Source organism: Endozoicomonas montiporae CL-33 (genome assembly GCF_001583435.1).
GTDB classification, from domain to species: domain Bacteria; phylum Pseudomonadota; class Gammaproteobacteria; order Pseudomonadales; family Endozoicomonadaceae; genus Endozoicomonas_A; species Endozoicomonas_A montiporae.
Window position 1 is genome coordinate 282,268 of sequence record NZ_CP013251.1, and the last position, 20,584, is coordinate 302,851.

General features: G+C 48.6%; 17 protein-coding genes and 1 pseudogene. 4 read left to right on the forward strand and 14 right to left on the reverse strand.

The features are described 5' to 3' along the window. Nucleotides 1–73 precede the first annotated feature (73 nt). The 6 genes from EZMO1_RS01310 to EZMO1_RS01340 form a co-directional block, all read right to left on the reverse strand. Nucleotides 74–2,071, reverse strand: a complete 1,998-nt coding sequence (locus EZMO1_RS01310) for a TonB-dependent receptor domain-containing protein (RefSeq protein WP_034879210.1) — start codon at nucleotides 2,069–2,071, stop codon at nucleotides 74–76. Between the two features lie 178 nt (nucleotides 2,072–2,249). Further along, nucleotides 2,250–2,660, reverse strand: coding sequence for a ferric iron uptake transcriptional regulator (fur, locus tag EZMO1_RS01315; RefSeq protein WP_034879212.1), 411 nt, complete (start codon nucleotides 2,658–2,660; stop codon nucleotides 2,250–2,252). Between the two features lie 178 nt (nucleotides 2,661–2,838). Next, nucleotides 2,839–3,276, reverse strand: a complete 438-nt coding sequence (locus tag EZMO1_RS01320; RefSeq protein ID WP_034879213.1) for a DUF411 domain-containing protein — start codon at nucleotides 3,274–3,276, stop codon at nucleotides 2,839–2,841. 93 nt (nucleotides 3,277–3,369) lie between these two features. After that, nucleotides 3,370–3,681, reverse strand: coding sequence for an ArsR/SmtB family transcription factor (locus EZMO1_RS01325; protein ID WP_461781996.1), 312 nt, complete (start codon nucleotides 3,679–3,681; stop codon nucleotides 3,370–3,372). Between the two features lie 274 nt (nucleotides 3,682–3,955). Beyond that, entirely contained in the window at nucleotides 3,956–4,963 is a 1,008-nt protein-coding gene (locus tag EZMO1_RS01330) for a permease (protein ID WP_034879214.1), read from the reverse strand. A 414-nt stretch (nucleotides 4,964–5,377) separates the two neighbouring features. Continuing rightward, on the reverse strand, nucleotides 5,378–6,442 hold the full coding sequence (locus EZMO1_RS01340) for an IS701 family transposase (protein WP_034873259.1): 1,065 nt from the start codon (nucleotides 6,440–6,442) through the stop codon (nucleotides 5,378–5,380). 184 nt (nucleotides 6,443–6,626) lie between these two features. Here EZMO1_RS01340 and EZMO1_RS01345 point away from each other — a divergent pair, with 184 nt between their 5' ends. The 3 genes from EZMO1_RS01345 (at nucleotide 6,627) to adhP (ending at nucleotide 9,671) form a co-directional block, all read left to right on the forward strand. Beyond that, nucleotides 6,627–7,733 (forward strand): S-(hydroxymethyl)glutathione dehydrogenase/class III alcohol dehydrogenase, encoded by a 1,107-nt coding sequence (locus tag EZMO1_RS01345; protein WP_034879218.1) that lies wholly within the window; start codon nucleotides 6,627–6,629, stop codon nucleotides 7,731–7,733. A 13-nt stretch (nucleotides 7,734–7,746) separates the two neighbouring features. Next, a complete protein-coding gene (gene fghA / locus EZMO1_RS01350) occupies nucleotides 7,747–8,580 on the forward strand; it encodes an S-formylglutathione hydrolase (protein ID WP_034879219.1) in 834 nt (277 codons plus the stop codon). 74 nt (nucleotides 8,581–8,654) lie between these two features. Next, nucleotides 8,655–9,671 (forward strand): alcohol dehydrogenase AdhP, encoded by a 1,017-nt coding sequence (gene adhP / locus EZMO1_RS01355; RefSeq protein WP_034879221.1) that lies wholly within the window; start codon nucleotides 8,655–8,657, stop codon nucleotides 9,669–9,671. Between the two features lie 76 nt (nucleotides 9,672–9,747). Here the strand turns inward: adhP and EZMO1_RS01360 are convergent, their stop codons facing one another. From EZMO1_RS01360 to purE, 5 genes are all read right to left on the reverse strand, one after another. Beyond that, complete coding sequence (locus tag EZMO1_RS01360) at nucleotides 9,748–13,176, reverse strand: carbohydrate binding domain-containing protein (RefSeq protein WP_145912430.1); 3,429 nt, start codon at nucleotides 13,174–13,176, stop codon at nucleotides 9,748–9,750. Nucleotides 13,177–13,665: 489 nt separating this feature from the next. Further along, nucleotides 13,666–14,946, reverse strand: a complete 1,281-nt coding sequence (locus EZMO1_RS25185) for an ISKra4 family transposase (protein WP_034873193.1) — start codon at nucleotides 14,944–14,946, stop codon at nucleotides 13,666–13,668. Between the two features lie 68 nt (nucleotides 14,947–15,014). Next, nucleotides 15,015–15,545, reverse strand: a complete 531-nt coding sequence (locus tag EZMO1_RS01370; protein ID WP_034879312.1) for an NUDIX hydrolase — start codon at nucleotides 15,543–15,545, stop codon at nucleotides 15,015–15,017. Between the two features lie 86 nt (nucleotides 15,546–15,631). After that, nucleotides 15,632–16,777, reverse strand: a complete 1,146-nt coding sequence (locus EZMO1_RS01375; protein ID WP_051790635.1) for a 5-(carboxyamino)imidazole ribonucleotide synthase — start codon at nucleotides 16,775–16,777, stop codon at nucleotides 15,632–15,634. Next, a complete protein-coding gene (purE, locus tag EZMO1_RS01380; protein WP_034879224.1) occupies nucleotides 16,777–17,253 on the reverse strand; it encodes a 5-(carboxyamino)imidazole ribonucleotide mutase in 477 nt (158 codons plus the stop codon). The genes EZMO1_RS01375 and purE overlap by 1 nt, the downstream gene beginning before the upstream one ends. A gap of 488 nt (nucleotides 17,254–17,741) precedes the next feature. On the opposite strand from purE, the gene EZMO1_RS01385 reads away from it, so the two are divergent. After that, nucleotides 17,742–18,263, forward strand: coding sequence for a MerR family transcriptional regulator (locus EZMO1_RS01385; RefSeq protein WP_034879225.1), 522 nt, complete (start codon nucleotides 17,742–17,744; stop codon nucleotides 18,261–18,263). Nucleotides 18,264–18,307: 44 nt separating this feature from the next. Here EZMO1_RS01385 and EZMO1_RS27130 read toward each other — a convergent pair. From EZMO1_RS27130 to EZMO1_RS01395, 3 genes and pseudogenes are all read right to left on the reverse strand, one after another. Further along, a pseudogene (locus tag EZMO1_RS27130) lies at nucleotides 18,308–18,724 on the reverse strand (IS1595 family transposase); the annotation flags it as partial. Further along, nucleotides 18,663–19,316, reverse strand: a complete 654-nt coding sequence (locus EZMO1_RS27135; protein WP_330217138.1) for a transposase — start codon at nucleotides 19,314–19,316, stop codon at nucleotides 18,663–18,665. The gene EZMO1_RS27135 and the pseudogene EZMO1_RS27130, both read right to left, overlap by 62 nt. 57 nt (nucleotides 19,317–19,373) lie before the next feature. Beyond that, nucleotides 19,374–20,576, reverse strand: a complete 1,203-nt coding sequence (locus EZMO1_RS01395; protein ID WP_034879227.1) for an ROK family protein — start codon at nucleotides 20,574–20,576, stop codon at nucleotides 19,374–19,376. Between the last annotated feature and the right edge of the window lie 8 nt (nucleotides 20,577–20,584).

The following is a 20,584-nucleotide window of genomic DNA, read 5'->3' on the forward strand; positions in this document are numbered from 1 at the left end:
AATGCCTCAGAAACCTGAAAAAAGATGAAGGGCACCCCCTGCCACACTGGAGGCACCCTGTCGTTTTTATGAATTAAAACGTCGTGCTAAAGCCGACATACCAGGTTCTTGGGTCAATGTTGTAACCCTGTCGGCGAGTACTGTCAGACAGTTGTCGGTTGGAAATATTGGTGACACCGGCACGCAAATTCAGGTCAGACGTTACGCTGTAGGTCATGCCCAGATCAATCAGTGAATAGCCCTCCATCTCACGGTCTTCCTCAATCTTCTGGGTGCCGGTATGAGTAGCTCGAACAAAAGTGTTCAGTTTGTTCATAGCCTTCCAGTCAAGTTGGGTAGATACAGTCTGACGCGGACGGTTAAGCAGGCGCTTACCCGTAGAACGGTCAATCGCATGGGTGTTGGTGTAATCAGCTCTGAATGCCAGTGTCTCGGTCAGTTCTATACGACCGCCCAACTCAATACCATCAACACGAGCTTTGTCGATGTTCTTGTAGGTATGAATTCTTTTGGGTTTATCCGGATCATCCGTCGGTTCCCAGCCAATAATGGTGTCTCGGTCCTGCTCAATCAGGTTATCAATATCATTGCGGAACACAGCGGCTTCCACCATCCAGTTAGTTTCCTGATAGTTGAAAGCGAGTTCATAGCTGGTACTAGTTTCCGGCTTAAGGTCAGGGTTACCAACAACAATACAGTCGCCACGACAACTGTTCAGGCGATAGTCTTCAGTCAGGTTAAGTAGTGAAGGGGCGTTAAAGGCCTGACCTACACCACCTTTAACGGTGAGCCTGTCTGTCACTGTATTGACAAGGTATGCACGTGGACTGAACTCTGTACCGAAATCTTCATGGTGATCAAGGCGGGTACCATAGGTTAATGTCCAGTCATCGTTCAGGCTCCATTCATCCTGAATGAACAATGCTTCCTGTTGCACATCGGCCTTTCCTGATCCTGACAAATCAGCCTTATTGACCAGATCTGTTTTTCGGATTTCACCACCAAACGTCAGACGATGGTCGTTAATTTCAGTGGTAACAGAGCCATCAATGGCATTGTTGGTTTCTTTGGCATAGTCCCTGCGGTTGGTAGTGAAATTCATCGATCCACTTTCCACATATTCACGGGCATAACGCATCTGGCTATCACCCCAGTCCCACTCACCACTATGAGTAATAGCAACCGAGTTACGCTTTATCCGAACATCCGAATCATTAAACCGGGCTCTGTCATCACGAATAGTCTCCAGAAAGCCTTCCCTTTCGTCATCGCTATAAGTCACATCAAAATCCAGAATCTGGCGATCATCGATCAGCCAGCTCAGATTACCGGACACACCCAGAGTCTCACGCTCTTCCAGTCCCGTTACATCAGCCCTGTCACCGCTGAATGGCTTCCAGGCATCACGGCTCATTTTATTCAGGGACAGGTTCAGAAACAGCTCATCATCAATCAGGGCACCACCGGTATTCAGACCCATGCTGCGCTCAATACCGCCTTTTCGGTCAGTAGGGCGGGAGTAGTCACCCGTAATCGTGCTGGTCCATTCATTGTCTGGTTTTTTGGTGATGATATTGACGACACCGCCCAGTGCTTCGGAGCCATAAAGTGCAGACATCGGGCCACGAATAATCTCGATCTGTTCAATGTCTTCCTGAGGTATAGACGTCAGATCAAAGTCGTTACCGCGGATAATCGCGTTAGAAGAACTCATTTTGCGGCCATTGACCATAATCATGGTGTACTTTGGGTCCATACCGCGAATACTGATCATTTCACGACCGCCACGCCCACCATCTTTACGGCTTTCGACGCCTACTGCTTTTTTGACAATATCATTGAGGCTGTTCGCAGGCTGCTGACGAAGCTCATCACCGGAAATAACAGCCATTGAGGCCGGAGCAGTAGCAAGGTTATTCTCCGTCTTAGTCGCTGTCACTACGACCTGATTCATCATATAAGAGGACTCATTATCCTGAGAGGTTTCCTGAGCGACCGCCGCCGAGGATAAACTGGCAGCAATAGTAAGAGAAAGAAACTTGGCTTTGTGTGGAATGCAATGGCGGGACATTAATTAAACAACCTGTGTGGAGTCGTACTTCTTTTTCATAAATGCCAATTATTCTCATTTGCACTATTATTTCAATAGCTAATTACAAAAAAAGTAACAAGCTATAAGCTGTTACTTTTTTCAAAACAATCAACGCTAAATCAACAACACATACCAAATAAACTCACGCACATGCTGATTATGCGGGACTGCCTGTACGCTTAACATGCAATACAAGACTGTGCCCTAATAACTCGTAGCCTTTCTCCCTGGCAATCTCTTTTTGGCGGGCTTCAATGATCGGGTCGGTAAATTCAATGATTTCACCACTGTTGGTGCAGATCATATGATCGTGGTGATTGGATGATTTCAACTCAAATCGAGCTACAGCGCCATCAAAGTTATGACGCGTCAGAATACCCACTTCTTCAAACTGATTGAGAATTCGATAAATGGTCGCCAGACCAATATCGGTCTTGTTTTCCAATAACAGCTTGTATACGTCTTCCGCACTGACATGACTGCCAACCAGCGATTCCATCGCTTCCAGTACTTTCACCCGGGGAAGCGTTACCTTAAGCCCGGCTTCCTTTAACTTATGACTGCTCACTGCATTCCAGCCTTTTTAGCAATAATCTGTAGGCTCCCCAAACGTCAATGATGGGGAAGAGGTCTTGATGAAAGTGATTTTTTAACCAGAACTGTTTACAGTCAAGAATTAACGAGCTGCACTCCTACGTAATTAGATACGTAATAAGCGAAGCGCCCTATAAAAAAACATTCTTCCTTCAATGAGAAGCAAATACTCTGGTTAACCCATCTTTGGTGTAACCTATTGTCTGGTAAGGGTCTTTCCGATCACCAAATTCCATTCCAGGTGAACCAATGGGCATACCGGGTACAGCCAGACCGCGAATAGATGGTTTCTCTACCAGTAACCTTTTAATATCGGATGCCGGTACATGGCCTTCTATCGCATAGCCATCAATAAAGGCGGTATGGCACGACCCCAGACTGTATGGGAGGTTAGCCTTGAGCTTATAGTCGTTCAGATTCTCAACATTGTGCGCCACGACAGAGAAGCCACTGTCTTCAAGGTGCCTCACCCACTTCGTACAGCATCCGCAAGTGGGCGACTTATACACGTCAATTTCGGGCAGTGTTTCTTCAGCAACAACAAAAAGCGGGGTAAGAAACAGAACAACGGAGGTTATTATTTTTCTCATAGCTCTGACTTGCGGGTGTGTTTTTTCATTACCCTAGCAGGATTTCACCCGTTAACCAATCGCCCGATTCGAAATACACGACACTGTATGTTGTTACCCCTGAAGATCTTCAGGTTCATCGGCACAGCATTCTTCACACAAAAATTCGATCAGTGCATCAAAGCGTTTAAACTGCGGGATGCAATAGAGTGTACGTCCTTCTCTTTGCTGCTTCACCAGCCCGACCGACACCAGCGCAGAGATATGATGTGATAATGTAGAGCCCGGAATCCCGAGTTCTTTCTGCAGAGTCCCCACAGGCAAACCTTCACGCCCGGCCTTTGCCAGTCGCTTATAGACCTTTAACCGGGAAGGGTGCCCGAGCTCTTTCAGAGCTTTTGCATAATCTTCGATGTCCAGCTTCATTATCAAACTGCCTTAAAAAATTATTCCGATCATACAGCAACGGATACAAAACGACTGATTTTAAACGACCAATGCCCGAACCTCTGAATAATACCAATTCCCCTTTCTAAACATGAATTGCGCAGCCATTCAGAATCACGGGAGCTGCGTTGGAACTCCTCGCAATAGCTCGCTATTACTCGTCGTTCCGCCTTGTCCCGCGACCCCGAATGGCTTGCTCATGGTCATATTTAGAAAACGGAATTGGTATAAGGCCCGGGCATTGGTTAAAGCATTATGCTATCAGGGTGAATACCAGCCCTGCTGTTACCGCCATGGAGAAGATAACCGCCAGGAACGCTGCAATCATCTGGTTACGGAACAGTGACTTCAGCAGAATCACTTCGGTCAGGCTCGCGCCGGCACTACCAATAATCAGTGCCATCAGTGCGCCCATGCCCATACCTTTGGCACCCAGTGCAGAAGCCAGAGGAATAACCGCTTCAGCACGAATATACAGTGGCACACCAATCACAGCAGCAAATGGAATAGCCAGCGGGTTTTCAGGTCCGGCGTACTGGGCAATAAAATCAGCCGGTACAAAACCGTAAGTAAACGAACCAATACCAATACCCACCATCAATGCCGGAAAGACTTTCTTGAACTGTCTCCAGGTTTCAGCCCAGATACGTGCCCAACGACCGTCTTTTTTGGCTGGTTTTGTGCCACAACCGGTGTTAGTGCTACAACCGGTGTTAGTGCCACAACCAGAGGTTTCTTTTTCGACAGGCTTACTGTCGCCACAGCCGGAGTCTTTTTGGCTACCACAACCCGAGGATGTTTTGCCGTGAACAACGTCTTCACTAACATAACGCTCAAAGCCCAGCTTCTCCAGTACATAACCGCCAATCACAGACACGACAAGCGCAATCACAAAGTAAACGGCAGTGACTTTAAACCCGAATGTCGCCAGGAACAGACCAATGATGATCGGGTTCATCAGTGGTGACGTGAACAGGAAGGTAATGGTTGGTCCAAAACCGGCTCTGGCTTTTAACAGACCCGCCAGCATTGGAATGGTAGAACAGCTACAGAACGGTGTCAGAGCCCCCAGCAAACCGGCAGATATATAGCCTTTACCGCCTTTGGAACCGAGAATTTTCTGGATTCGCTCCGCTGGCATATAGTCGAGAATGACACCAATGATAAAGCTGATCACCAGAAACAACAGGGTCAACTCGACCGCAAGAAACAGGAACATATCAAAAGCCTGCCCGGCTTTTGCGAGTATCTCTGCGCTCATTTAATACTCCTAGAAATATCGAAATAAAAACTCAAAAAAATCAGGAGTACACTTATCTGTCACCATTACTTCAACAGAACAGTGACAAGCGTAACCAGTGGACTCCTGTTAATCCGCTCACTCAGCAGCATGGTTCTTCACACTGCTGCCTTGGGAAACTCTGTTTCATGCGGCGCATTTTATCAACTGCCGAAACTTTGTCAACTATATTTCTAGAAAAATAGAAATGAAGTTGACCGGAAATGATTTCCAGCCTCTGAAATCTGAAGCTCCAGCCTGCAGTTTCACTTTGATGAACTTGTAAATATTTTTTGCAGCCCGAAAAAACAGAAGGAATGTCTTATCTATAAATAAACTTGCATACGAACAAAATCTGCACCTCATGAAGCCAGTGCCTGTGCCAAAATTAGAAACTCATGTTACGCACCCCTTCATCGACTGAAGTTTCTGGAACGATGATTTCAATGCAGTGAGATAAAGCTTTGCCCGCAACTCAAAATGGTTTAAATCAAGCTTATTAGCCAGCACCTCGAGACGAAATGCCGAATATATCGACATAAACAGATGATTACTCTGCGTCAAAACTGTATAAGTCGGTGACTTGGCCATTGACGCATTAGATTTGAGTGTTTTATGGAAGACTTCAACTTTCCACCGTTTTTTGTAGATCGCCTTCAAAGCCTCTGCGTCACACTCAAGATCACTGCATATCAGATAGAGAATGCCCTTACTGCCATCTTTGTTTGTAAAGACCTGCCGGAACAGCAGAACGGGGAAGTCCACGCCTGCAATCCAGCCTTTGATAGGCTTTTCTTCTGAGAAATCAATGGAATCTATGCGCTGTGAGCGCCCCCGACTTTTATCTTCCTCACTCAGCGAAACCTTCCGGTTTGACTTGCTGGCCATGACAAAATGCTTATCGCATTCGTGTCGTATATACAGCATGTTGTCGTTAGAACAGAACCAGCTATCTGCCAGCACGTAACGAAATTTGAGCTGATTATCACAGCAAACTTTCAGCATCTCCCGAAAGTCTTCGTTCTTGGTGGTTTCAGCCTTGCGTTTAACTTTTTTAGTTTTTACGTCGGAGTATTGAATAGGCTTTTCGATAAGCTTGTAGGCCACGGGAATAGAGATATCACCGACATGGTAAACAAAGTTGAGAAGGTTGATACCTTTTACCGAACGACCAAAGGTGTGATCAAAGTGCCATGCAATCAGGTCGTTCTCATCAGTGTAGAGTTTCTCCTGAATAGTGTCGTCGGCAATAAGTACTCCATCATCGCGCTCTTCCTGACGCACAACGGCTTTAACATGGTGCCAAAGAGTCTTACTGTCGAAGTGATTACGGGACAGAAGGCGTGTTACCTGATCATGGCTGTATGCGCCGTCCAGCAAAGATGACAGCTGTGTAGCTGTCGTTTTGCCGAATGAGGACAGCAGGTAATCGCTATACAGCTCAAACAGCTCTGTGTTCATGCTCTAAAGCATGGCAGATTTTTCTGGGTGCGTAACATGAGTTAGAAAAATAAATGCCTGAAACAGACTAACTTTTTATACGACTATGTATTTTTATATAGCCTCAGTCTCAGGCGAACCGCTCGCTATGACATATCAAATTACATCTATACTTGCTCGGGTTTCTACCGAGGAGTAATCCAAGATGAAAACTCGTGCAGCTGTCGCCTTTGCTGCAGGCAAACCACTGGAAATTCAAGATGTGGAACTGCAGGGACCTCAGGAAGGAGAGGTACTTGTCGAGCTTAAAGCAACGGGAGTCTGCCACACCGACGCCTTCACACTCTCGGGCGATGACCCGGAAGGCGAATTCCCGGTTATTCTGGGTCATGAAGGTGCAGGCATTGTGGTGGATGTCGGTAAAGGGGTCACTTCACTGAGAAAAGGCGATCACGTCATTCCTCTCTATACACCAGAATGCCGACAGTGTGATTTCTGCCTGAACCCGAAAACCAACCTTTGCCAATCCATTCGCTCTACCCAAGGTAAAGGCCTGATGCCTGACGGCACTAGTCGTTTTTCACTCGATGGCAAGCCGCTACTTCATTACATGGGCTGCTCAACGTTTTCGAACTACACGGTGCTACCGGAAATAGCACTGGCCAAAATCAACCCGGAAGCACCTTTCGACAAAGTTTGCTACATCGGTTGCGGGGTAACCACAGGGCTCGGGGCTGTTGTATTTGATGCCAAGGTTGAGCCCGGTAGTACGGTTGCCGTGTTTGGCCTGGGTGGCATTGGGCTGAATGTCATCCAGGGGGCAAAGATGGTTGGTGCAGACAAGATCATCGGTATTGACCTGAATCCGGAAAAAGTCGCCATTGCCAAACAGTTTGGCATGACAGATTTCATCAATCCGAATGAAGTCGATAATACCGTTGACGCCATTATCGATCTTACTGGCGGCGGTGTGGACTACAGCTTTGAATGCATCGGCAATGTGCATGTCATGCGTCAGGCGCTGGAATGCTGCCACAAAGGCTGGGGGGAATCCTACGTTATCGGGGTTGCCGGTGCCGGTCAGGAAATCTCAACCCGTCCGTTCCAGCTGGTGACCGGTCGCAGCTGGAAAGGCAGTGCCTTCGGCGGAGCACGCGGACGCACCGACGTTCCCAAAATTGTTGACTGGTACATGCAGGGCAAGATCGACATTGATTCGATGATCACCCACACCATGCCGCTGGACAAGATAAACGACGCTCTTCATTTGATGCATGAAGGCAAAAGCATTCGTTCCGTGATTCTTTACTGACAGGAGTCGCTCAATGGAACAGCTATCCGTTACCAAAGCCTTTGAAGGCGAACTGCATCGTTATAAGCATTCATCATCATCAACGTCAACAGATATGGTGTTTGCTGTTTACCTGCCTCCACAAGCAAAGAACCACTCCGTTCCAGTTCTATATTGGTTGTCAGGACTCACCTGTACGGATGAAAACTTTACCCAGAAAGCCAGTGCTTTTCGCATGGCGGCAAAGCTGGGTCTGGCTATTGTCTGTCCGGATACCAGCCCTCGCGGTCTGGAACTTCCGGGCGAACACGACAGCTACGACTTTGGCTCCGGTGCCGGTTTTTATGTGGATGCCACACAACCACCCTGGTCCGGCCATTACCGGATGTACAGCTATGTCGCTGATGAGCTGCCTGAACTGATTGAAAAGACTTTCCCGGTCTCGGACAAAAAAGCCATCAGCGGGCACTCAATGGGTGGGCACGGTGCACTGGTGATTTACCTTCGTAACCCGGGTGCCTACACCTCCGTGTCAGCATTCTCGCCTATTGTTCACCCCTCAAAAGTGCCTTGGGGGCAGAAAGCTTTTCAGAATTATCTGGGGGCAGATAAAGATCTGTGGGCAACCTACGATGCCACTTTGCTGATACAGGAAAACGGTGCGAATACACCTATTCTTATTGATCAGGGCGACAGCGATTCATTTCTTGAAGAGCAGTTGCAACCCAACCATTTTGAGGCTGCCTGTGCCAGAGCCAATGTGCCGCTAACACTCAATTTGCGGGCAGGCTATGACCACAGTTACTACTTTATATCCAGCTTTATCGACAACCACCTTGAGTTTCATGCCCGAAAACTCATGGGTTGAAGACTTCCTGTTTTATCACGATTTAAGTTGGTCAGCCTTTGTTTCTGGCCAACTGAACACAGAGGAAACACGCTATGAGAGCCGCCGTTGCGCATAATTTTAAAGAACCGTTAAAAATTGAAGATGTACCTGTACCTAAAGTCGGTCCCAATGATGTGCTGGTGAATATCAAAGCATCAGGTGTTTGTCATACCGACCTGCATGCCTGTCACGGTGACTGGCCGGTAAAGCCGACAATGCCTCTGATTCCCGGGCATGAAGGGGTTGGCGTTGTGACCGAGGTAGGAGAGCAGGTAACTCATCTGACCAAAGGCAGCCGGGTGGGCATTCCATTCCTTTACTCCGCCTGCGGTTTTTGTGACTACTGCCTTGAAGGAAGGGAAATACTTTGCCCTGATGTCGTCTATGCCGGCTACATGGTGAATGGTGGCTATTCTGATTACTGCCTTGCCGATGCCCGTTATGTGGTTGAAATACCGGAAGGACTGTCCTTCATTGATGCCGCCCCACTGTTCTGTGCCGGAGTAACGTCCTACAAGGCATTAAAAGTCAGCAACACCAAACCCGGCGACTGGGTATCCATTGTTGGTGTCGGCGGTCTGGGCCATCTGGCGATTCAGTATGCTAAAGCGATGGGGCTGAATGTTGTAGCGGTCGATACCGGCCCTGACAAACAGAAACTGTCGCTCGATCTCGGGGCTGATTATTTTGTTGATTTTATGAAGGAGAAGCCGGAAGAGAAGATTCAAACGCTTCTGGATACCGGTGTGCACGCCGCCATTGTAACGGCTGTATCAAAAGCAGGTTTTGACAGTGCCTACGCATCCACCCGAAGGGGCGGAACAATGGTATTGGTCGGACTGCCACCCGATGAACTGCCTATTCCTATCTTTGATACCGTACTGAACGGCGTCACCATTGTTGGTTCTATTGTCGGAACCCGCAAAGATCTGGCGGAATGCCTTGAGTTTGGTGCTCAGGGTAAAGTCAAAACCACCATCGAGGTGAGAAAGCTGGAAGAGATTAACCAAATTTTCGATCAGATGGAAAAGAACGAAATTACGGGTCGTATTGTCATGGATATGACGTAATTGTCGTTTAAATAACTAGAATTAATACAAAAAGGGAGAGCCTGAACTCTCCCTTTCTATTTGCGAGTGTGCTGATTTAACGGCTGGACAGATCCAGACGAGTTGGCATACAACCTGTTGCGCTTTCTACAACACAGTCAGCTTCGTCAAACACGCGCTCCAGATCCATACGGAAGTTATCCATATACACCTCGGCAGTACCTTTGCTGCCCGGAGTCCGGCGCATACGGAAGGTCAGGGTCAGGTAGTCGTAATCCGGACGCTTACGCAGGGTAAAGGTATATTCGCCATTGTGACCCGGCAGGATATCACCAATATCACGACGTTCTACCATGCGCTCGCCGTTACGGTTGAACGCTTCAGCCACTACTTCAAACTTGAAGTCTTCACCAACAGTGTTGGCATCAAAGCGGAACAGGTAACGGGTACCCAGTGGATCTTCCGAGATATTGATATCACGCTTAACATTCTGCCAGCCCTGCTGACCACCACGACGGGAGAACTTCAGTACGCGGTCACCAGCAGTCGCCATCTCTCTGTTGCGCTCGACTTTGGCACCACCGCGAACCGTCCAGTGATCGGTACCTTGAGAGAAGTCACCATTGTCCAGACCAGCATCAGCACCACGGCGCATCACAGCAATGTTTTCAAACGCAAACTGGTCGTTATCACCTTCTGCAACATACTCAATGTGCAGATAGTTCGCACCACGAGGCTTATGGGTTTTGATCATAAACGACTGTTGCTGGTTTTCAGCAGACAACTTGTCACTGATTTCAGTTTCACCAACAACATTGGCCAGGTCGCCATCGGTTGACCAGCGCAGACGCAGGTAGCCTTCACCCTTGTCGGCATTCAGGGTTTGACCCATCGCACGCACAACAAAACGGGTGTCGTCCAAATCCATGGCCAGTTCCAGAGGCTGACTGATAGCGGTTTCGCCATTTGCTGTCAGAGCCACCGCTTTGGAGCCAATACCATCAATGATTTCGGCCTTGCCATTACCCAGTACCGTCCAGTTATCCAGCTCACGGGCAAAATGCGGGTTGGTGAAGCGCATGGGCTGACCATCCAGTTGTGCCACCAGATCTTCCAGCTCGATCCAGTCACCTTCCGGATCAATCACTTCGTAGTCTGCGTGAGTCTGAGGCAGAGTGTAGGGGGCCATCTGGAAACCATACTCGGTACGGGTACCGTCAGCATCCACACCCACTACACGACGAGGTGTCATGTTGGAATAAATTAGCTGACCTTCTTCTTCTTTCACGTAAGGACGGTAGAAGTCACCACGGAATTTCTCAACGGTGCCCGGCTTGATGGTTTCAACCAGACCAATACCGCCAAACCAGAAGTCGGCAATACCAATACCGTCAGCACCGTATTCAGGGAAGTCCATAGACCAGCGGGTCAGCATGTTAATCGGCTCGCCACCCGCAGAGTTATGCATTTCCTGACGGCGACCATCACGGTACGCCATGTAGCCGCCTACGCTGGAAGCAGAGAAACCGTGCTGACCAAAGCCCAGTACTGCCGGGAAGTGCAGGAACTGGTTAGGACGATCGGAAGGACCGTCGTTGTAGTAACCACAGGCAGGCAGCTTGCGCTTGTTGCCGCCACGACAGTTCGGGTGGCTACCGGCAGAGAAACCACCAAAGTATGGCGCGCCCATTTCATCAGTGGCCGCCATGGTGGTCGCGTAATAGTTGTGGTTCTGTTCCAGCCAGCCTTCACCGTCAAAGTGGTGGTTCAGAATCAGGGTGGCACCGTTGACAATAAACGCTGCATGAGACGCCATAATGGTCGGCTCGCCTTTCAGCCAGTCGTCGGTACGGAAACTGTCGCGGTGATAAGAGTAAGCTTCATAGTCTGTAGAGACATAAGGGTCCTGAGCAGCACCGATATCACCGAAAATCCAGGTTTCGTTCGCCATCAGGTTGTTGATATCCAGAGGACCATGGTCGTCCAGTGTCCAGGTAATACGCTGTTCGGCACGAATGGTATCACTGGAACGTTTTACCAGCTGACGCAGGTATTCGGCATAAACCTTGAACTTCTCGTTGTCAGGGTACAGCTCGGCAGCTTTATAAGCCGCTGGCAGGTACTTCATGCTGACATAGACCTGCGGCTGTGAACTCAGGTAGCCACGTCCGTTAACCCCCGGATTAGGCAAACCGTCCCGGTTGTAAACCCGAACGAAATGACCGTCAACTGTACGAACACCGCCGTACAAATGTTCAGACAGGCCAGCGTGGGTTTCGATGATACGTTCCAGCAGGATTTCGATATCCGGATCGTTCTTCACCTGATCAATAGCCATCAGCAGGTACATGGTCCAGCCTACGTTATCGGCAATCGGTGTACCGTTGGCGCTTTCACGCAGCAGCATGCGGGTGATCTGGCCAGAGTGTCCACCAGCCAGTGTGTTGGTGCCTTCAATGTCGCCATCGACGATCAGACTCTTGATCGCTTTCAGGTATTCGTCCAGCTCGTCGTGCAGCCACTCTTCATAGCTCAGACGACTGTCACTGTTATCGAACATCACCTGAACCTGTTCCTGAGCCAGCAGCATACGACCATCAGCCGTCGCAGCAATATCCTGCAGTTCGGTGCTTACTTTTTCGGTATAAACAGACAGTTCAACGTTCTTGCCCTGGCGCAGCTCATCCAGCGCAACGGTCAGAATACGAGCGTTTTCACCATCATTCTGCAGCAGGTACAGACCACTGTTGTCTTCACCGCCGTAGACACGACCCATGGTGGCAGACTGCAGGTTCTCAGCCTTGGCAATCTGTTTCAGACTGCGCCCTTCAAGACGATACAACCCATCTTCAGTAGTGGCGTACAGCTGACCTTCGGCCAGATCCATGGTCATGCCGGTAACCGGTGTATTGGATGAAATCTGTCTTTTACGACCTTTAGCTCCCCCGTCATAAACCGTGTTACGACCGGCTTCATAAACGTAGATGCCTTTCTCACTCCCCACAAACAGCTGGTCTTTGAAGTAGGTCATACCAATACCGGCTTCACCGTCAGACAGGCTGACACGGTCAAACACGGTTAACTCTTTGGTATTAGTGTTAAATGCCATTACAGCGTCGTCTGCTTTGCCTTTGCCGCAAACCGCAAAAAACAGGAAACGACCGGACGGAGTAAAGGTCATGCCACAAATGCCTTTATCCAGATCCGCTTCCGGCAGGGCTTTCAGAAGATCATCGTGACTGATGGAAGACTTCAGCTGCTCGGCAATGTTGCGAATTTCAATGGTGTTGTTCGCTTCATCCGCCACCGCGTACAGTCCGGACACCTGCGCCGCAGCAACAGCGCCAGCCTTGTCGCCGTCGTAATTCCAGCTGGTCAGCATAATGCTGCCATCCAGTTGCTGATCTGCTGGTGCGTCAGTGTTGGCTGAAACCAGACCACTGGTGGTCAACATGATACCCATACCAACGGGCAGACAGGCTTTCAGTGCGCGGGAAAGGGGATTGCGCGCAAATTTCAAAGGCATAGCTTGCTTCATAAAACGGCGATTCACTTGAGGGAGCGATGGTCAGTCACAGTTATGTCACGTAATCCGTTTTTCGAAAAAAACGCTTACCTGACATAACTTTCTCTACAGTACAAATTGTGCACTGTAGAATGTAAGAATATTGCGAGTTATACCTTGATACTGATCAATCGTGTGAAATTATGAAATTTACAAATTGTAAGGAAGGGTATTTAAAATCGTTTGCTTTATCCCGTCGCATTCAGCCCCATGACTCTGCTGCATCATGAACATCGCGATGATTGCTGCAATTCAGCCAATTACATTCAGTTTAATCTTCTGACAATCATTTGACCGACACTGATCAAATCACCAAGTTTTAACGGGTTTCGTTACAATACTGAGTGGCATAAAACTATTGATGGTTTCAGCCCCGTCAAGGGCTGTCAAAATAGCAGGAAATAGTTTTTACAAACCCCGAAGGGGTGCTCTCTCAATTTGATAGTTGATTCAAAAATCAACTATCATCCTGCCTGACATAAAGCTAGACCAAAGTTGATTCCAACGCCCTTTACTCTGGATCAAAGACCTCGTTTCAAGAAGAACTTCTGCACCTGCTGGTTTCCACCTCATACCTGAACCACACAGCCGTTGTTTGACCAATGTCTTACAAGCAGCTTCTGTCACTCCAGAGCCTATCGGCCAGTTATGTTTCAGGGCTTGATGGTATTTCATCAAATGATGGTTGTTCGTAAAATAGGTCACCGCCTTGTAACGCTTCTCTATCAGTGCAGTAGTCTTTTTCGGGAGTTCGGCAGATTCAATTTCTTTCAGTATTTTTTTGGCTGCCCCTCGCTTGTTTTTCAGGTTGTGGAGCTTGTCTTCAAGCCACTGCTTTCTCTTGGCTTTACTGCTCGGAAACAACGCTTCTGCTACTCCTCCCAGATACTCTGAGGCATGAAAAAAATCGAGTATTTGAGCTGAGGTATGCTGCTTCAGGTATCGCCAGTTTTCTTTAGCTCCATCGGCTACGCCAATGTATGTTGCTTGCGGATAGAGACGTTTGAGATCCGCAATCTCATCGTCCAGCTTGTTCATAAAGCTTTGTTTACCATATTCAGGCGAACTGGCGGTGTAGATTGTGTGAAGTCTGTCGCCATTGGCAGAATAAAGGCTTAAGGTTCCACACATGGCTTCTCGCCAGCCTTCTTCGCAAAGCAGCATGCAGGTGCCATCAAGTCCTATAGCAATGGTTTCCACTGCCTCTGGTAACGGCGGTAAATCATAACGAGTCTTTTTTTGATCTTCAATTAATGCACCGACCCTGTCGGATAAGTGCTTGATATAGGAGTTTGACAACACTCTTTGATGGTTGGTTTCAAAATCTTCTTTTACTGCGGGAGCAGGCATCTGGCTGTACTTCCAGGCGAGAGTTTTTGCAAATTTGGGCGTAGCTGAGCCAACAATCCCAGAGTGATAATCAAGCGGAGCCAGAGTGACTCCACCTCTGACACCCTGATAGACAGAGCGTTCCATGGGCACGCATCCGTAAAGGGTTTCGTAGTGCTTTAGCACTTTCCCCTTATAGCTCCATTTTTGCTGGTTAAGGACAATAGGTTCGTTGTTGGGTGGTTCAAACAACTTTAATAATTCTTGAGTGCCAAGTACTCCTGCCTCATTCAACGCTCGCTGCAATCCATCTTCAAGACTCAGCATGTTGTTAGATTCAATGGGTACTTCAATTTGCAGTACGATAGTTTTTGACTGACGGGCAATGACGGATGCAGGCATGATGGCAGGATTTAGCGATAATAAGTTGTCTTCATAATAGTCGCTTAAAATGCGTACTTTTGTTTCAATCAGTCAGAGAGAGCACCCCCCCGAAGTTCAACAATTTTTTCCAGCAGCCAGGTTTCCCTGTCAATGGACAAACCTTTTTTGTCACTGCCTGCAATAATTGTTTTGTTGTGCTCAATGGCTTCGTGAATGTTAATCCACACCACTTCCATGCCATTAGCCATTTCGTAATCTTCAAAGCGGGGAGCGTCCAGCTCGGCATCAATGGTGCAAAAATAACAATACGACAGCATATGCATAATATCGTGTTCCGGCTTATACCATGGGCGGTATTCTTCATAGACACCCATTGGTTCGATGTTCCGGATATTACGCGCACCGGTTTCTTCTTCCAGTTCCCGAATCAGCCCCTGCTTCAGACTTTCACCATCGTCAATTCCGCCGCCGGGCAAACTGTAATCGTGGTACCTTCGGGTATACATCAGCAGAATGTTGTTGTCTTGCAGAATAATCCCCCGAGCCGCTTTCCGGTGGAGGATACTGCCTGTCAGGTCTGTGATATCGGGGTGCTGAGCGGTTCGTAGAATATTCACGGTTTTTCTCAAAAAGTGCGAAATAGTAGCCGAACCGTTACCAGTCAAACACGAGTACTCAAACATAAGTACTCAAACATAAGTACTCAACCAAATTGTCGTTTTATCTGTGCAAAAGCACCGAGCAGCTCTTCTTCTCGTTCAGCCAGAATATTCAAATGCCCCAATTTTCGACCCGGTCTTGACGTTTTGTTGTACCAGTGTAAAAAGGTTCTTTGGGTCATCAGATGGTCCGGAGCCTGACTGTCATCAGACTGTTTCTGCCCCAACAGGTTATACATGCCCATCACATCGCCACAATGCGCAGAATCTCCTAACGGCAAGCCTGCAATCGCCCGCATATGGTTTTCAAACTGGCTGGTTGCGGCACCATCCATTGTCCAGTGGCCACTGTTGTGTACCCGTGGTGCCAACTCGTTCACCAAGAGTTCATCGCCGGTCACAAAGCATTCAACAGCCAGAACACCCACATATTCGGTGTCCTGCAATAACCGGCTGACATAGTCTCTGGCTTTGGCATGGAGTGAATCCGGTAAACCGGGTGCCGGAATCACCGAATGGATAAGAATGCCATTGCTGTGAGTGTTTTGACCGGGTGTGTAAATCACGATATTACCATCAGGGCTGCGGGCTCCAATCACCGAAATTTCGCGCTCAAACGCAATTTTCTTCTCAACAATCCATTCATGAATGCCTTTGTAGGTAGCATCTGCGAGTTGTGCATCACGTTCTTTTTCAAACGCTTGCAGCTGTTCATCACTGTCAATCACCCACTGGTTGTGACCATCGTAACCATCTTCCGTGGACTTGATCACCACAGGCAGCCCGCCAATGCTGGCAATCGCTTTGTTAACTGACTCCTGCTCGCGAAATACAGCCCAAGGCGACAGAGGAATGCCCAGACTCGACACCAGCGTTTTCTCCCGATGACGGTTCTGTATGGTCCAGACAATGTCCGGATCCGGGTAAACCTGACAGAATGATTTCAGCTGTATGAGTAAAGGCACGCAAACCGATTCGCGCTCAATGGTAATCACATCGGGATTGCCCAGTGCGCCATAAATATCGCGGGCTGTCATGGTGCCGTCCTGACGAACAATCTCCCCAAGCCCTTCTACACAGCGAACAGGCTCATTCGGGTCAGCAAGAAAACTGAACTGCATACCCATGGGCCAGCCCGCCAGTGCAAGCATTCTTGAAAGCTGTCCACAACCTGCAATTCCAACTTTCATTACTCTACGTCCTCCGGCACCTGCTCGGTCTGCTGGCGTCGCCACTCAATCAGTCGCTCTGCCAGAGCGTCATCAGAAGTTGCAAGAATCTGCGCTGCCATCAGACCGGCGTTGGCCGCACCGGCTTCACCGATCGCCTGAGTGGCAACAGCAACCCCCTTGGGCATTTGTACGATCGACAGCAGGCTGTCCAGACCATTCAGAGCCTTACTCTGCACCGGTACGGCCACCACGGGTAAATGCGTCATGGCAGCCACCATACCGGGCAAATGTGCCGCGCCTCCGGCTCCGGCAATAATCACCTTGCAGCCTTCATCCGCAGCCTGTTTGGCAAAGCGGCATAGTCTATCAGGCGTCCGGTGCGCTGATACCACTTTGGCGGAGTAGGGAACCTGAAGCTGGTCTAACAGTTCAGCGGCCTTTTGCATCGTCGGCCAGTCCGAGCGGGAGCCCATAATGATTTGTACAAGCGTCATTTATGTAGTCCAGATTTATTGTTGTGCTCAAGACCTGATTTCTGTTCAAGGCAGTTTTTATTGAACCGGTTGCAAACTGAACAGACACCAGCATGGCATTGGATGAAAAACTGACCTCAAAGTTCCATCAGCAAGAGTGCCGGGACATACTGCCAGAGGCATTAACCTTTATAGACCCATTGGATTTGGAGAGGTGGGTAGGCGGCAAACGAGTGAAGCCCCGTTATCTCCATGGATGGAGTGTATGCTGAGCAACGTCAGGAACGTTGCCAGTGAGCCTACGAATAGTAGGTGATCGGGGTGAACGAGAGCAGCCTACACCCCCACATCTTCAAAGACGATGGGTATAGACCGGATAAAATATAGTTGAGAGAGCAGGCTCCGCCAGTGGGCAAGCCGCCTCAGTGAAAATACTTTTCAACGAGACTGTTGACCCGTCTACCAGTGCAGGGCTGAGAATAGCCGCCTGTGTCCACGAAGGAATCCACATGCTTACTGTTACCCAGTTGGCCAGACAGTATCAGCTGTCCAGAACCACCATTCTTTACTACGAACGGGAAGGGCTGTTGCTGCCTCATTCCCGCTCGCAGAACGGTTATCGCTGGTATGGCGATAAGGAACAGAAACGGCTGGAAGCGATTCTGGCTTATCGTTCCTATGGCGTGCCAATCAGAGACATTGCATCGATTCTCGACCGTGATGAACACATGGAGCAGGAACGCATTTTGCGCAACCGGTTTGCTTCTCTTGAACAGGAGATTCAGACACTGCGTCAGCAGCAAAAGGCGATTGTGCTGTTACTGGAACAACCCACCTTACTGGAGCAACCAATGGTCAATAAAGAACGCTGGACCGACATCATGAAAGCCGCCGGTTTTGACGAAGCCGCCATGAAAAACTGGCACAGGCAGTTTGAAAAAATGGAGCCGGAAGCTCATCAGGAGTTTCTGGAGTCCCTGAGCATTGATAAAGAAGAGATCAAACAGATTCGCATCTGGTCCAGAAGCTAATCTGTCAGGGCATAATCCTGTGGCTCTTATCGGATTCCAGACTGCTACGTAACCAGCAAGCTAATTAATGGTTGAAGTAACCCTTTACCCCGGATTCCGGCGTTATGAACGAACTCAAAGAAGCCGAGGTACAAAGGTAAGCTTTCCTGAGAAATCCCCCTGTGAGGTCTGAGCCATGAACGGAGCAATGACCAGAAGCCTTCCATGGTGTTTACGTGTACTTCATAAATACCATCCTTGTCATCATCCCGGGCGTACTCGCTTTTACCATGACAGACAGATTTATGTTTGTAACCCCACTCTTCAAGGGAGTTGTAAATGCTGTATTCATCAGTGTAAGTTTGGGTTCCCTTGGCTACATGCTTCGTAATGAAAGGCTTTATGGTGGCTTTTCGAACATTATCCAGCATGTTGATAATGACCTGACCTCCTCGCTGAATCATTCCCAGAACGGGAGGCTTGTCTTTTTCGAGAGTTCCTCTGCCCGGAGCTCCTTTTAATCTTCTTTTTCGGGGAGGGCGCGATAGATTTTTTTAAAGCTTCAGGATGTCCTTTGTGACCTGCGACGATGTACACTTCGTCGAACTCTACCTCTCCCTCAAGAGTAATGTCAGGCTTGCGTTTAACGACAGAGGTTCGCAACAAGGTTGTCATTACATGTACATCACTCAGTGAAAGGTCAAGTTCTTTAGAAATCTGGCTGTTGGAAACATTGAGTCCCATCAGGTACAGACAGGAAACCCACACCTTAAGAGGCTGATGATGCCCAGCAAAGACAGTATTAGTCAGGTCATCAAAGTAGCGGTCACAATGTTTGCATTGATAGTGTTGGCATTCAGTTTGTACCGTGTCATGCCCGTTCTTTTTTACATGGCCTGAATCACAATGGGGGCAATGAACCACCCCGTCAGGCCAGCGGTTTTCACGGATCATTTCAAAGCAAGTTACATTGCTGATGAGTTCTGAAATTTTACAAATATTCACTGCGTGATCAGCCATTCGCAAGATTTTGATGAAGTGTAGCTCAGCAGTCTGGAATCCGATAAGAGCCATTGCAGAGTGACTTAAAGAGTGACTTTAAGAGTGGCTTTTTTATTGCCTGAAGGGTTGTCAGGCAACCACTTTCATCAGCAGGCCGCGCTCAAGTAACGCTCTGCGAACCAGGGCAAATCCGCCCAGCCACTGGTTACCGCCAAGCCGGGACACTTTCAGCGAAACACTCCTGCTGCTTCCTACGGATATGGTCTGGGTATTCAGGCAATGCTCTATGGCAGGCAGTACCACAGACGCATTAAACATTTCGCCATCGAATACAATGCATTCAGGTCTGAGCAAATTGACGCAGCCGGACAATACATGTCCTAACTGACCCGCAGCCTGACTGAGCAGCTTCTGAGCCATGATATTCCCGTGCTCTGCTGCATTACAGATGTCGTTTATTCTGGCATCGGCACCCAGTGTTTCACTGAGTCCTTTAGCGACAGCATCAGAGTAGTGATTCTCTATCGCCTTGTTGGAGAGTTCGGTTTCAAGACAACCAAAGTTGCCGCAGTAACACCGCTTGCCGAGTGGATTCACCTGAATGTGTCCAATTTCACCAACGGGTTGATTCTTGCCTTCGTATAACTTGCCATCAAGAATCATTCCCAGCCCGACACCGTTATGAACCCTGACGTATAAATTATTATCAGAACCTTTGGCAGCACCAAACTGGTGTTCTGCCAATGTCATTGAGGCAATGGAGTTACCCAGATAACAGGGAATACCGGTTGCATCACTGACCTGCTGCGCAAGCGGCCAGTCCTGCACATCGATGTGAGGCGTGAATTTTATGATGCCGTCGGCTGCATCCACGACGCCGGGCAGTGTCAGGCCAATACCGGCAATACGGTTGATCTGCTCAGCATGCTTTGTCTGGAAATCCAGCAACTCGGTGATAATTTGTCTGCCCAGATCGTCCTGATTCAATTTCTGAATGGGCGTTGACTGTTTGGCCAACAAGTTGCCATTGATATCACACAAACCAATATGAATATGTTTACGGCCAGCGCGGGCGGCAAGGATTTGCAACACCTCCATTTTAGGAGACAGGGAGGTTGCCTTTCTTCCGCGTTCAGATTGCTGCCGGTCTACCTCGTGCACCAAACCCTGCTCAACCAGAAACTTGGTGATACGGGTGACACTGCCTCCGGCAAGGTTACACTCCCGGGCAATCTGAACTCTGGAAATTCCGTTCGCATTGACAATGGTTTTGTAAACAGCGGTGATATTTCGCTGTTTTACAAAGTCCATATTGGCAATCATATTCGTCATAACAGTTA